The sequence below is a fragment of the Haemophilus haemolyticus genome (assembly GCF_003351405.1).
Classification (GTDB): domain Bacteria; phylum Pseudomonadota; class Gammaproteobacteria; order Enterobacterales; family Pasteurellaceae; genus Haemophilus; species Haemophilus haemolyticus_N.
This window is the reverse complement of the sequence record NZ_CP031240.1, coordinates 1,057,809-1,071,636: the sequence shown is the minus strand read 5'-3', so window position 1 is coordinate 1,071,636 and position 13,828 is coordinate 1,057,809. Positions and strand designations below refer to the sequence as shown.

Genomic DNA, 13,828 nt, shown 5'->3' with positions numbered 1-13,828 from the left:
GGGGGCAGACTTTATGGAAAACAAGGCTGAACGTTATCAAAAAGCAGTCAATATTATGGATGTGCTTGAGCAATCGCCCTTTGCCAAAATAATGAAAAAAGGCCTTGCCATCAATGAACTTAATCAAAAATTTAACCGCATTTTTCCACAGGAATTTCACGGCAAATTTCGTATTGGTAATATGACAGATAACTCAATTTTTATTGAGACAGCAAATGCGATCGTTCGCCAAGGAATTTTATTCAGACAGACTGAATTATTGAAACTCATTCAAGAAGAATTTCCGCATGTAAAACGACTTGAGATAACAATAAACCCTGGTTTTTAAAAGCTAAGAATAGGAGAGAAGGGAGATTTAATATCAATCAGACTTTTTTAACAATGCTTTCTCTATTTTTTTCTCTTCACGTCTCTTCTGAAAAAATGCGCTTAATTTCTGACTACACTCTTCAGCCAATACACCAGATGTAATCTCCAGAGTATGATTCATCTTATAATCATCAAAAAAATGGAAACGCGATCCAACCGCACCGGTTTTATAATCAGAAGCACCAAACACAAGACGTTTAATACGGCTATGCAAAATTGCCCCAGCACACATTGTGCAAGGCTCTAATGTCACATAAAGCGTAGTATTCAGTAGGCGATAATTTTGAATATTTTTCGCCCCATTACGCAAAGCGATAATTTCAGCATGTGCGGTAGGATCACTTTGAACAATGGAGAGATTCCAACCTTCGCCAATAATATTTCCAGCATCATCCACCAACACCGCCCCCACAGGAATCTCACCTAACGTTTCTGCTTTATCCGCAAGTTCAAGGGCGTAGCGCATCATTTTCTCATCAAATTCTGACCGCACTTTTGATACATCCATTAGACGGAAAACGGATATTTAATCGGATCATGAGATTGATAGCCAACGACTTTAAAATCATCCATCGTGACCCAAGTTTCTAAATCTTCAAGCGTTTTTATATCTGGATTAATTTCTAATTTTGGCAATGGGAAAGGCTCGCGTTTAAGTTGCACATCACGCATTAATTCAAGCTGATCTTCATAAATATGCGCATTCACAATTTTATGATATGCCTTGCCTGTTTTTTTGCCCGTAATCTGAGCCATAAGCGACAAGAAAGTAAACACTTGAATTTGATTGAAATTCAATCCAAGTGGAACATCACAGGAACGTTGATAACTAGTAAGATGTAAAGTATCGCCCACAAGAGAAAAAGTATGCGTATGCATACAAGGACGAAGACAACCAAGATCAAACTCACCAGGGTTAAAGAAGGTTAAAATTTCCCCTCTATCATCAATGCCATTGGTCAAATTATTAACAATTTTGCGTAACTGATCGATGGTTTCTCCATTAGGCTTACGCCATGCTCTGCCTTGCACACCATATACACGCCCCATATCATCAACGCCTCTACGGTGCGGATTCGCAAGCCATGCGGCATTTTCATTCGCATTAGCATCCCAAGTTTTAGTACCAAGTGCGCGGAAATCAGCGGCATTGTCATATCCACGAATGTAACCTAAAAATTCGGCAATTGCAGCTTTCCAATAACTTTTACGCGTGGTTATCAACGGAAATTGATTATTCGCCACATCATATTCTAAATCTGCATTAATAACCGTCAGACAACGCTTACCTGTACGCTCATTGGCAACCCATTCACCTTCATTAATAATGCGACGACAAAGATCAAGATATTGCTTCATAAAAATCTCCTATTTTATTACTGCACTTTTGTGTGAATAAGCCCAAGCCATAATTAAAGCACCACCAATAATCATTGGTAAACAAAGCGCTTGTCCTCTTGTAATGACCCCAAAGAAATTTTCAACTTCGGGCTCACGAACATATTCCACGATAAAACGGAAGATGCCATAGCCAATTAAAAATAAACCAGCAACGGAACCCATTGGACGTGGCTTTTTAATAAAAATATTCAGAATCGTAAACAACACTACGCCTTCTAGAAAAGCTTCATAAAGTTGCGATGGATGACGAGGAAGTAATAGCGGATCATTCGGGAAAATCATTGCCCAAGGCACATCCGTTTCGCGTCCCCATAGCTCAAGATTAATGAAATTACCAATTCTACCTAAACCTAAACCAAACGGAATCAAAGGCGCAACAAAATCAGCCGTTTGCCAAAAATTACGTTTTTGTGAATAAGACGTCCAAATCATGGCAACAATGACGCCTATTAAGCCGCCATGGAAAGACATTCCACCTTCCCAAACACGGAACAAATAAAGCGGCTCTTGTAAGAAACGCTCCAAATTATAAAAAAATACATCGCCAACACGTCCGCCAATAAATACGCCCATAAAACCGTTGAAAAGTAAGGTATCAACTTGATCCACTGTCCAACCGCTATTTGGGCGACTAGCACGGCGAACCGCAAGCCAGCGTGCAAAAATAAAACCTAAAAGGTACATCAAACCATACCAACGTAAGCCGATATTGCTATCACCAAGAGTAAAAATGGTTGGATCAAAATGAGGCAGAAGCAAGTAATTTGAATTCATAATTTTCTCTATCTAATAAACATATCAACAGCAATGGTAATTAATAAAAGTGCAAACCCTTTCTTCAAAGTTGGCACTGGTAGTTTTGAGGTGGCTGTCGCACCAAGTTTTGACGTGAAAAACGATGTGGCAGTAATACATAACACTGCAGGGAAATAAATGTAACCTAAAGAATATTCCGGCATTGCCACATTCCCCCAGCCACTTAACATAAAACTGAACATTCCAGAAGTTCCAAGTAACATGCCACAGAAAGCCGAGGAACCAATAGCCTTTTTCATATCGATACCGCGAGAATTTAAAAACGGCACAATAAATCCGCCACCACCGATCCCTGCAGCGCTAGATGCCATACCAATTAAAATGCCACCAATAATAGACGATTGAGTCGTCAAAGGTTTAACTGTTTTATTTGTCTTAGGTTTAATAGATAAGACCATTTTAACTGCGAGATAAACCACTAAACAGGCAAATAATTTACTAGAAATATCGCGATCAAGTTTTCCGATAAAGAAACCGCAAATAAACACGCTAACCATGATGCTCGGAGCAAGGATCTTCACCGCACTCCACACAACATTACCTAACTTATGATGTCGTTGAGCCGAAGAAAAGCCAGTAATAACAATCGTTGCGAAAGAGGTTCCAAGTGCGGTAGACATTAATAAAGATTCAGGCACACCCACCATTGGTAACAAGTACACCAACACAGGAACAATCAGTAATCCACCACCAATACCAAAAAGTCCCGCAAAAAAGCCAGCAACCGCTCCCACAAGCAAACAAAGTAAAATAAAGCTAAGCATTATGAATTCCTTGTTTTATTAAAAGAACGTTTTGGAAATTTTGAACCATTATATTTTTTAGGATGAGTATAAGATTTTTGCTCCAATTCTCGTGCAGGTTGATACACAGGAGGATTTTCTGAGAACAACACCCCCGAAAACTCTTTCATCGCTTTGCGATACACTTCTTTTTTGAAAGATACGACCTGACGAACAGGATACCAAAAACTCACCCAACGCCATCCATCAAATTCTGGAGATTTGGTCGTTTGCATATTGATATTTTTTTCATCGCCAACAAGCTGTAACAAAAACCAGCGTTGCTTTTGTCCTATACACATCGGTTTGCTGTCATAACGCAACAAACGTTTTGGTAATTTATAACGCAACCAATGCTTAGATACATATAAAATGCGCACATCTTTAGGCTGTAGACCAACTTCTTCGTACAGTTCACGATACATCGCTTGCTCGGCACTTTCATTATCATTAATGCCACCTTGCGGAAACTGCCACGAATTTTGCCCACAGCGCTTCGCCCAAAGCACTTGCCCGTTGCGATTACAAATCACAATACCCACATTTGGACGGTAGCCATCAAAATCGATCACTATCGTTTTACCTTAAATTTTTCATATAAAAATAATCTGCAGATTGTTTCATAAATCAGTGTTTTTATCAACCAAGGGGCTGGCTACACAATAAAATACACAGATTGTGGATAACATTGTGAATAACGGATTTCTGATTGTGAATTGATCACGTAAAAACGGGGAAGGATCCTTATCACATCAAACTTAAAAATAAATTGAGTTATTTCCAATCAAAAGATCTTAAACAAAAATAAACCGCACTTTTTACATACAAAAATAGAAGAAAGTGCGGTAAAAAAATACAATTTTTAAAGTGATTCCATTCACCAAAGATCTTTTAGCAATCTCTTTGAGTTATTCAATATTTCTGTGGATAAAATTGTGGTTGAGAAAATCCATAATGTTGTATAACTCAAACAAACCTTTCCAAGATAATTTCAAGATAAAATTTATCCATTTAAATTCAATCACTTATAGATAAAACATTACAATATTTGTAATACACAGAAGTCTCTAAATTTTAATGTCTAATTTTTAAACAAATTATTTCAGGCAGGCAAAATAACGTTCCCAATCAAAATATTGACCGGGATCGATCTTACGTCCTGGCGAAATATCACAATGCCCAACAATCCGCTCTTTCGTAATTTTAGGGTAACTTTTCATGATTAAGTTAGTAAGCTCTTGCAATGCCAAATACTGCTCATTAGTAAAAGGCTGCTCATTACTACCTTCTAACTCAATTCCAATGGCAAAATCATTACATTTTTCTCGCCCTTGAAAGCAAGATAATCCAGCATGCCAAGCCCTATGGTTAAAATTAACATATTGCGTAATTCGCCCATCTCGTTCAATCAAACAATGGGCTGAAACACGCATTTGATGAATTTCTTCAAAATAAGGATGAATCTTAGGATCTAATTTTCCTTGAAAAAAATCATCCACATATCCGCCACCAAATTGTTCTGGCGGTAAACTAATGTAATGGATCACCAGAAGTGAAATATCTTGTAAATCTGGGCGTTTATCAAAATGCGGAGATGGAATTTGTCGACAATTAGTCAGAAATCCTTTCTCAATATCTTTTATTTTTCGCATACATTTTTCCTATTTTTGCGATCAGGATCGCAGAAAAAGTGCGGTCTGTTTTACAAAAAAATTTTCCCTTTTCACAATATTTCAGCCAATAAAGGCTTAACGAAAGGAAAATAAATGAAACTAACTACACAAACTACCTTGAATAAAGGATTTACCTTAATTGAATTAATGATAGTCATCGCCATCATCGCGATTTTAGCCACTATCGCTATTCCCTCTTATCAAAATTATACCAAAAAAGCTGCGGTATCCGAATTACTGCAAGCTTCCGCACCTTATAAGTCAGATGTGGAATTATGCGTTTATAGCACAGGTAAACCTTCCAGTTGCTCGGGAGGAAGCAATGGAATTGCGGCTGATATTACAACAGCAAAAGGCTATGTAAAATCAGTGACAACAAGCAACGGTGCAATAACAGTAGCGGGTAATGGTACATTAGACGGAATGAGTTACACACTTACTGCTGAAGGCAATAGTGCAAACGGCGTTACATGGAAAACTACCTGTGGCACAACGAATGCCGATATTTTCCCTGCTGGATTCTGTTCAAAATGATCGACTTAACTAGTGCAAAACCTCGTGTAAAAGCACAAAATGGCGAGATATTTACGATCTCGCCAGATTTATGGGGACGTAATCAGCAACAACAGTCTATGCTCTTACGTTATTTTGCGTTACCACTCAAAGAAGAAAATAATCGTCTTTGGTTAGGTGTCGATTCCCTTTCTAATCTTTCCGCCTGTGAAACTATTGCGTTTATAACCGGTAAACTTGTTGAGCCAGTTTTATTAGAAAGCACTCAACTTAAAGAACTATTACAGCAACTTGCCCCTAATCAACTTCAAGTGGAAGAGCAAGTTAAATATTACCAACATCAAGAACAGCCTCATCTAGAACAACAAGATGACGAGCCTGTCATTCGCTTGCTTAATCAAATTTTTGAATCTGCTTTACAAAACAATGCCTCAGATATTCATTTAGAGACCTTATCGGCTCATTTCCAAGTGCGGTTTAGAATTGACGGTGTTTTACAAGCTCAGCCTCCACTTAGCAAAAATTTGGCTAATCGCATTATTTCTCGCCTAAAACTGCTCGCTAAATTAGATATCAGTGAAACCCGCCTTCCACAAGATGGACGATTTCAATTTAAAACTACGTTTTCCGATATTCTTGATTTCCGTCTTTCAACGTTACCAACTCATTGGGGAGAGAAAGTTGTCCTGAGAGCACAGCAAAATAAACCAGTAGAACTCAGCTTTTCTGAACTAGGCATGACTGAAAGTCAACAGAAAGAATTTCAACGCGCGCTTAGCCAACCACAAGGATTAATTTTAGTAACTGGCCCAACAGGAAGTGGGAAAAGTATCTCACTTTACACCGCACTTCAGTGGCTAAACACGCCTGATAAACATATTATGACCGCAGAGGATCCCATTGAAATTGAGCTTGATGGCATTATTCAAAGCCAAATTAATCCACAAATAGGACTAGATTTTAGCCGTCTATTGCGCGCTTTTTTACGCCAAGATCCAGACATTATTATGTTAGGTGAAATTCGCGATGAAGAAAGTGCAATGATTGCACTACGTGCCGCCCAAACGGGGCATTTGGTGCTTTCAACTTTACATACTAATGATGCAATATCCGCCATTTCTCGCTTACAACAACTCGGTATTCAGCAACATGAAATTGAAAACAGTTTACTGCTCGTTATTGCTCAGCGTCTTGTACGAAAAATCTGTCCAAAGTGCGGTGGAAATTTAATAAATTCTTGTGATTGCCATCAAGGTTATCGAGGCCGAATCGGCGTGTATCAATTTCTACATTGGCAGCAGAATGGCTATCAAACGGATTTTAAAAATTTACATGCGAGTGGTTTAGAAAAAGTTAGCCAAGGCATAACGGATGAGAAAGAAATTGAACGTGTGTTAGGTAAAAACTCATGAATAAAAAACTCTTTTATTATCAAGGTAGTAACGCATTAAATCAGAAACAAAAAGGCTCAATTATTGCGGATACAAAACAACAAGCACACTTTCAATTAATAAGCCGCGGGCTTACTCACATCAAATTACAACAAAACTGGCAATTTGGGGCAAAGCCCAAAAATTCAGAAATCAGTGAATTACTCAATCAATTAGCGACATTGCTACAGTCCGCAATTCCGTTAAAAAACAGCCTGCAAATTTTGCAACAAAATTGTACTCAAATTATGCTCAACGAATGGCTTGAACGACTGCTTCAATCTATTGAATCTGGTTTAGCATTCTCACAGGCAATTGAACAACAAGGGAAATATCTCACACAACAAGAAATTCAACTGATTCAAGTGGGAGAAATGACGGGCAAACTTTCCGTTGTTTGTAAAAAAATAGCCACGCATCGTAGCCAATCTTTAGCATTACAACGCAAATTACAGAAAATTATGTTGTACCCATCAATGGTGCTGGGAATTTCACTATTACTAACACTCGCATTACTACTTTTTATCGTGCCTCAATTTGCTGAAATGTATAGTGGCAATAATGCTGAGTTACCAACAATAACCGCAATATTGCTCTCTATATCTAATTTTCTTAAGCAAAATATTGGGATTTTGCTATTTTTCACTTTTAGTTTTTTTCTATTTTATTACTTCTATCTAAAACGCCAGACCTGGTTTTATCAAAAGAAAAATCAACTTATTTCTATCACGCCTATTTTTGGCACAATTCAAAAGCTTTCACGTTTAGTGAACTTTAGTCAAAGTTTACAAATTATGTTGCAAGCTGGCATACCGCTTAATCAAGCGCTAGACAGTTTTCTCCCTCGTACACAAACGTGGCAAACCAAGAAAACCCTCGTAAATGACATCGTATTAGATAAAGAAGTGCGGTCAATTTTACAATGGGTTTCTCAAGGCTATGCGTTTTCTAATAGCGTAAGTAGCGAGCTTTTCCCGATGGAAGCACAACAAATGCTCCAAATTGGTGAGCAAAGCGGAAAACTCGCTTTGATGCTAGAGCACATCGCGAATAATTACCAAGAAAAACTTAATCATCAAATTGACTTACTCTCACAAATGCTAGAACCATTAATGATGGTGATCATCGGAAGTCTGATTGGGATTATTATGATGGGAATGTATTTACCTATCTTTAATATGGGATCAGTTATTCAATGATTTACTTCGCAGTGTTTTTATTAGGCGGCATCTTAGGGATCGCATTGTGGTTCTACCTATCTGGTTTTATTACGCGTTTGCAGCAAGAGATTTATGCAACTTACGTTGAATTATTCCCACAAAACTGTTCTCCATTTCAACCGCACTTTGCCTCTATTCAACAAAAGAAGTGCGGTCATATTTTGAGGTATTTTTTAAGTGTTGGAGTTGGATTTATATTTTTACAAATTGCCTTCAAAGATTCTATTTTTACTATATGGATCGGACTCACACTTCTTATCCTTTGGGCAATCAGTTATCTTGATTGGGATTATCAACTTATTTCTACTACACTCTGTTTATGGTTACTTACTCTCGGTTTATTTGGAGCAGACAATAACTTTTCATTGCTTACGTTATCTGAAAGTATAAAAAGTGCGGCAAGTTTTTTTATTGTTTTCTACGCAATCTATTGGCTTGCAAAATTCTATTACAGCAAAGAAGCCTTTGGACGAGGCGATTATTTGCTAGCAATGGCATTAGGAAGTTTTATTCATTTAGAAACCTTACCGCACTTTTTATTATTAGCCTCAGTTCTTGGAATATGTTTTTCGCTTATTCATAGGAAGAAAAAAGAATTTTTACCTTTTGCCCCTTTTATGAACTTGTCGGCTATCATCATTTATCTCGTCAAATATTACGGATATTAAAAAGGGGAAAACATTATATTTTCCCCTTGTTCTTCATAGAAGTGCGGTTGCTTTTACGAACGTTTCATCACTTCAAAAAACTCTTCGTTAGTTTTCGCCATCATCAGCTTATCAATCAAGAATTCCATTGCATCCACTTCATCCATTGGATTAAGAATCTTACGAAGAATCCACATTTTTTGTAATTCATCAGATGTTGTGAGTAAGTCTTCTTTACGAGTACCAGAGCGTTTAAAATCAATAGCTGGGAATACGCGTCTTTCTGCAATTTTACGAGAAAGGTGTAATTCCATATTACCTGTACCTTTAAATTCTTCGAAAATAACTTCATCCATTTTCGAACCGGTATCAACTAGCGCTGTTGCAATAATCGTTAAACTACCACCTTCTTCCACGTTACGTGCAGCACCAAAGAAACGTTTTGGACGATGCAACGCATTCGCATCCACACCACCAGACAGAATTTTACCTGAAGCTGGAGTGACTGTATTGTAAGCACGTGCTAAACGTGTAATAGAGTCAAGCAAAATTACCACATCTTTTTTATGCTCGACTGAACGTTTCGCTTTTTCGATTACCATTTCTGCCACTTGAACGTGACGAGTTGCAGGCTCATCAAAAGTAGACGCAATCACCTCGCCTTTTACGGAACGTTGCATTTCTGTCACTTCTTCTGGACGTTCATCAATCAGCAATACGATAAGTTCTACATCAGGATAATTATGCGTGATACTTTGCGCAATATTTTGCAGCAACATGGTTTTACCTGCTTTTGGTGGAGCAACAATCAAACCACGTTGACCTTTACCAATTGGTGATGCTAAATCCAAAATACGTGCGGTTAAATCTTCTGTTGAGCCATTGCCTCGCTCCATTCTTAAACGAGAGTTAGCATGTAATGGCGTTAAGTTTTCAAATAAGATTTTGCTACGAGAAACTTCAGGTTTGTCATCATTAACTTGATCAACTTTTAAAAGTGCAAAATAGCGTTCGCCTTCTTTTGGTGGTCGGATTTTACCTTCGATTTTATCACCAGTTTGAAGATTAAAACGACGAATTTGACTTGGGGAAACATAGATATCATCAGGACCTGCAAGGTAGGAACTATCAGCAGAACGAAGGAAACCAAAACCATCTGGTAAGATTTCTAATACGCCGCCGCCGAAAATATCTTCACCGCTTTTGGCGTGCTGTTTTAAAATTGCAAAGACAATATCTTGTTTACGCAAACGAGCTAAATTCTCTAAGCCCATTTGTTCTTCGCCAAGTTTCACAAGATCCGAAACAGGCGTATTTTTAAGTTCAGTTAAATGCATAATGAATAAATATTGGAATTAATAAGAATTGATGATTCGAATGGTGAGCCAATGCTCTTTGAATGGCGCGTAAATTACCACTAAAACCCTGTACTGTCTAGCGTTTCTTTATATTTAATCTAAAAAATTACCGCACTTTTCTTTCTCTTTTTAACATAGAAGTTTAGCCGTCTAGATTGTTATTTATTTGATTTTTCATTAGAATACGGACAATTTGTAAGGTTATCAATAAGCACTAAGGTAAATTATGGCGGATTGGGACGGAAAATATATCAGCCCTTATGCAGAACATGGCAAAAAAAGCGAGCAAGTAAAAAAAATCACTGTGTCTATTCCAATCAAAGTATTGGAAATTTTGACGAATGAACGCACTCGCCGCCAATTAAAAAGTTTACGTCATGCAACCAACAGTGAATTACTTTGCGAAGCATTTTTGCATGCATTCACCGGTCAACCTTTGCCCACCGATGCAGATTTAATGAAAGAGCGTAATGATGAAATTCCCGAAGATGCCAAAGTGCTTATGCGTGAATTAGGTGTCGATCCAGAAAGCTGGGAATATTAACCGCACTTTCCATTTATCCTTTTAACCCATTCAAAATTGAACATTCAGGGCAATCATTGCCCTGACAATTATCATGCCAACGCTGCAATTCTTGTACCATTTTTTGTAACTGTTCTATTTGTTGATTCAACATCGCAATATGTTGAGCAGTTAGCACTTTCACTTCTCGGCTACTACGCTTAGGATTATCTTGTAGTGCTAATAATTGTGCGATTTGATGTAATGAAAACCCCACATCGCGTGAGTGGCGAATAAAATGCAACCTTTCTAAATCACTTTCTCCATAATTTCGATAGCCTGACAAACTGCGCACAGCGGGTTTAATTAAACCCATTTTTTCATAATCACGGATTTGTTTCGTAGATAAACCTACTAATTTTGCGGCTTCACTAATATTCATAAAAAATTTCTTGACCTTAACCTTACGTAAAAGTTTATAGTGTAGCCATCAATAAAACAACTAACAAGGAGTAAAAATGAAAACTATCACATTAAACATAGAAGGCATGCATTGCGGCGGTTGCGTAAAAAGCGTTACTCAAGTTTTAACTGAATTAGATGGCGTACAGTCTGCTAATGTTCAACTAGAAGGTAAAGCAAATATTACTTTTGATGAAAATCGAGTCAATGTTGCACAGTTGATTGAGGTAATTGAAGATGCCGGATTTGACGCTACAGAGTAAAAAATTTCGATTCAGATTGGTGGGATGACCTGCCAATCTTGTGCCAATCGTATTGAAAAAGTTTTAAATAAGAAAACATTTGTACAACAAACTGGAGTGAATTTTGCCGCCGAAGAAGCACAAGTTGTATTTGACTCTACGCAAGTAAGCGAAACTGAAATAGTTGATTGAGGTAATTGAAGATGCCGGATTTGACGTCACAGAGTAAAAAAATTTCGATTCAGATTGGTGGGATGACCTGCCAATCTTGTGCCAATCGTATTGAAAAAGTTTTAAATAAGAAAACATTTGTACAACAAGCTGGAGTGAATTTTGCTGCCGAAGAAGCACAAGTTGTATTTGACTCGACGCAAGCAAGCGAAACTCAAATTATAGAGATTATTCATAAAACAGGTTTCACTGCTCATATCAAACAAGCCAACGAATTACCAATAGAAGAAAAAAATATATCAATCCCTTGGCGATTAATCATACTTTGGATAATCAATATTCCATTTCTGATTGGTATGCTTGGCATGATGAGTGGCTCATATAACTTAATGTTGCCACCTATTTGGCAATTTGCATTAGCGAGCATTGTGCAACTTTGGTTAGCTATTCCATTTTATCGCGGAGCAATCGGTAGTATTCGTGGTGGACTTGCCAATATGGATGTCCTTGTCAGTACAGGAACGCTCACCATTTATCTTTATTCTGCTTTCATGTTGTTTTACCACGCCAATCATGCAATGGGACATGTGTACTTTGAAGTTTCTGTTATGGTGATTGGTTTTGTCAGTCTTGGAAAATTTCTTGAAGATCGCACTAAAAAGCACAGCCTAAATAGCTTAAGCATGCTCTTGCAACTGACACCGAAAAAAGTCACTGCACTACGTAATGACAAATGGACTGAAATTGCCCTTGACCAAGTCAATATTGGCGAGATCATTCGTGCCAATCAAGGCGAGCGTATTGCAGCAGACGGTATAATTGAAAGTGGAAATGGGTGGTGTGATGAAAGTCATTTAACGGGTGAATCTCGTCCAGAAGAAAAACAGAAAGGTGGAAAAGTATTAGCGGGGGCGATGGTAACAGAAGGTTCTATTATCTATCGAGCAAATCAGCTTGGTAGCCAAACCTTACTTGGCGATATGATGAATGCATTATCAGATGCGCAAGGTTCAAAAGCGCCAATTGCACGATTTGCTGACAAAGTTGCGTCAGTGTTTGTACCTGCTGTATTACTGATTTCACTTGTTACTTTCGCGCTCACTTACGTTCTGACGAATGATAGTGTGTCTTCACTCATTCACGCAGTAGCCGTTCTCGTGATTGCCTGCCCTTGCGCCCTAGGATTAGCCACACCAGCAGCCATAATGGTTGGTTTAGGTAAAGCGGTTAATGCTGGCGTATGGTTTAAAGATGCGGCAGCAATGGAGGAAACCGCCCACGTGGATACTGTTGTACTTGATAAAACTGGCACCCTAACAAAGGGAGAGCTTGAAATCTCTGCTTTGTGGCAGCCACAAAGTGCGGTGTATTCTGAAGAAGATTTGTATCGTTTTGCAGCAGCAGTTGAACAACAAGCTAACCACCCAATTGCAAAAGCTATTGTGCAAGCAGCAGAACAAAAAATGTTAGAAATTCCTACCGCACTTTTTTCAAAGATGGAAGTTGGTCAAGGCATTCAAGCTGAATTAGAACAAGTGGGAACAATAAAAGTCGGTAAACCAGATTATTGCGGTTTAATCTTGCCTAAAAATTTAGAGGACATCTGGCAAATTGCGAGCATTGTGGCAGTATCTATAAATGATGAACCCATTGGCGCATTTGCACTAACGGACACCTTAAAAAACGATAGTTTGCACGCCATTCAACGCTTACAACAGAAAAATATCGATGTAGTGATTATGAGTGGCGATCAACAATCTGTCGTGGATTACATAGCTAAACAACTCGGCATTAAGAAAGCCTTTGGAGGCCTCAGCCCTAGAGATAAGGCGGAACAAATTCAAAAGCTGAAAGCTCTAGGTCATGTTGTAGCAATGGTAGGTGATGGAATAAATGATGCGCCTGCTTTGGCCGCTGCAAACGTCAGTTTTGCGATGAAATCAGGTTCAGATATTGCAGAACAAACGGCCTCAGCAACGCTTATGCAACATTCAGTGAATCAACTTGTGGATGCGCTTTTTATTGCAAGGGCGACCTTGAAAAATATCAAACAAAATCTATTTTTTGCTTTGATTTACAATATTCTCGGTATCCCCCTTGCCGCTTTCGGTTTTCTAAATCCTGTAATTGCAGGCGCAGCGATGGCGATGAGTTCAATTTCTGTATTGATGAATGCCTTAAGATTGAAAAAAGTGCGGATCTAATTTCATTTATTTTTATACGCAATCGGTGTCGTGATCGC

The 13,828-nt window shown here is 38.2% G+C and carries 16 protein-coding genes and 1 pseudogene; 9 read left to right on the top strand and 8 right to left on the bottom strand.

All coding sequences use genetic code 11. The features are described 5' to 3' along the window. Positions 1–13 precede the first annotated feature (13 nt). The gene (locus tag DV427_RS05410) at positions 14–328 is read left to right on the top strand and encodes a DUF721 domain-containing protein (protein ID WP_114891569.1); all 315 of its coding nucleotides are present in this window, start codon (positions 14–16) and stop codon (positions 326–328) included. Between the two features lie 33 nt (positions 329–361). Here the strand turns inward: DV427_RS05410 and tadA are convergent, their stop codons facing one another. From tadA to ampD, 6 genes are all read right to left on the bottom strand, one after another. Further along, positions 362–877: a tRNA adenosine(34) deaminase TadA gene (gene tadA, locus DV427_RS05405; protein ID WP_114891568.1), complete on the bottom strand. Its 516-nt coding sequence runs from the start codon at positions 875–877 to the stop codon at positions 362–364. Then, positions 877–1,728, bottom strand: a complete 852-nt coding sequence (locus DV427_RS05400) for a thymidylate synthase (RefSeq protein ID WP_114891567.1) — start codon at positions 1,726–1,728, stop codon at positions 877–879. Before DV427_RS05400 ends, tadA begins: the two co-directional genes overlap by 1 nt. A 9-nt stretch (positions 1,729–1,737) precedes the next feature. After that, positions 1,738–2,544 (bottom strand): prolipoprotein diacylglyceryl transferase, encoded by an 807-nt coding sequence (gene lgt, locus DV427_RS05395; RefSeq protein WP_114891566.1) that lies wholly within the window; start codon positions 2,542–2,544, stop codon positions 1,738–1,740. 8 nt (positions 2,545–2,552) lie between these two features. Next, positions 2,553–3,350, bottom strand: coding sequence for a sulfite exporter TauE/SafE family protein (locus DV427_RS05390; RefSeq protein ID WP_114891565.1), 798 nt, complete (start codon positions 3,348–3,350; stop codon positions 2,553–2,555). After that, complete coding sequence (gene rppH, locus DV427_RS05385) at positions 3,350–3,940, bottom strand: RNA pyrophosphohydrolase (RefSeq protein WP_005631202.1); 591 nt, start codon at positions 3,938–3,940, stop codon at positions 3,350–3,352. The genes DV427_RS05390 and rppH overlap by 1 nt, the downstream gene beginning before the upstream one ends. A gap of 525 nt (positions 3,941–4,465) precedes the next feature. After that, positions 4,466–5,020: a 1,6-anhydro-N-acetylmuramyl-L-alanine amidase AmpD gene (ampD, locus tag DV427_RS05380; protein ID WP_114891564.1), complete on the bottom strand. Its 555-nt coding sequence runs from the start codon at positions 5,018–5,020 to the stop codon at positions 4,466–4,468. A 114-nt stretch (positions 5,021–5,134) separates the two neighbouring features. Here ampD and ppdD point away from each other — a divergent pair, with 114 nt between their 5' ends. The 4 genes from ppdD to DV427_RS05360 are packed head-to-tail and all read left to right on the top strand — an operon-like array spanning position 5,135 to position 8,872. Continuing rightward, complete coding sequence (ppdD, locus tag DV427_RS05375; protein WP_114891563.1) at positions 5,135–5,575, top strand: prepilin peptidase-dependent pilin; 441 nt, start codon at positions 5,135–5,137, stop codon at positions 5,573–5,575. Continuing rightward, positions 5,572–6,966 carry a GspE/PulE family protein gene (locus tag DV427_RS05370; protein ID WP_114891562.1) on the top strand — a complete coding sequence of 465 codons (1,395 nt, stop codon included), beginning with the start codon at positions 5,572–5,574 and terminating at the stop codon, positions 6,964–6,966. Before ppdD ends, DV427_RS05370 begins: the two co-directional genes overlap by 4 nt. After that, entirely contained in the window at positions 6,963–8,183 is a 1,221-nt protein-coding gene (locus DV427_RS05365) for a type II secretion system F family protein (protein WP_114891561.1), read from the top strand. Before DV427_RS05370 ends, DV427_RS05365 begins: the two co-directional genes overlap by 4 nt. After that, positions 8,180–8,872, top strand: a complete 693-nt coding sequence (locus DV427_RS05360) for a prepilin peptidase (RefSeq protein WP_114891560.1) — start codon at positions 8,180–8,182, stop codon at positions 8,870–8,872. Before DV427_RS05365 ends, DV427_RS05360 begins: the two co-directional genes overlap by 4 nt. Before the next feature lie 53 nt (positions 8,873–8,925). On the opposite strand, the gene rho is transcribed toward DV427_RS05360, so the two are convergent. Beyond that, positions 8,926–10,188: a transcription termination factor Rho gene (rho, locus tag DV427_RS05355; RefSeq protein WP_005629550.1), complete on the bottom strand. Its 1,263-nt coding sequence runs from the start codon at positions 10,186–10,188 to the stop codon at positions 8,926–8,928. A gap of 247 nt (positions 10,189–10,435) precedes the next feature. On the opposite strand from rho, the gene metJ reads away from it, so the two are divergent. Further along, entirely contained in the window at positions 10,436–10,753 is a 318-nt protein-coding gene (gene metJ, locus DV427_RS05350; RefSeq protein WP_005634287.1) for a met regulon transcriptional regulator MetJ, read from the top strand. 13 nt (positions 10,754–10,766) lie between these two features. Here the strand turns inward: metJ and DV427_RS05345 are convergent, their stop codons facing one another. Continuing rightward, the gene (locus DV427_RS05345; protein WP_114891559.1) at positions 10,767–11,153 is read right to left on the bottom strand and encodes a Cu(I)-responsive transcriptional regulator; all 387 of its coding nucleotides are present in this window, start codon (positions 11,151–11,153) and stop codon (positions 10,767–10,769) included. 76 nt (positions 11,154–11,229) lie between these two features. Between DV427_RS05345 and DV427_RS05340 the strand changes: the two genes are divergently transcribed. From DV427_RS05340 to DV427_RS05330, 3 genes and pseudogenes are all read left to right on the top strand, one after another. After that, a complete protein-coding gene (locus tag DV427_RS05340) occupies positions 11,230–11,436 on the top strand; it encodes a heavy-metal-associated domain-containing protein (RefSeq protein WP_114891558.1) in 207 nt (68 codons plus the stop codon). Next, positions 11,411–11,604, top strand: a pseudogene (locus tag DV427_RS05335) (cation transporter); the annotation flags it as partial. The gene DV427_RS05340 and the pseudogene DV427_RS05335, both read left to right, overlap by 26 nt. 14 nt (positions 11,605–11,618) lie before the next feature. Continuing rightward, positions 11,619–13,790 carry a heavy metal translocating P-type ATPase gene (locus DV427_RS05330; RefSeq protein ID WP_114891556.1) on the top strand — a complete coding sequence of 724 codons (2,172 nt, stop codon included), beginning with the start codon at positions 11,619–11,621 and terminating at the stop codon, positions 13,788–13,790. The last annotated feature ends 38 nt before the right edge of the window (positions 13,791–13,828 follow it).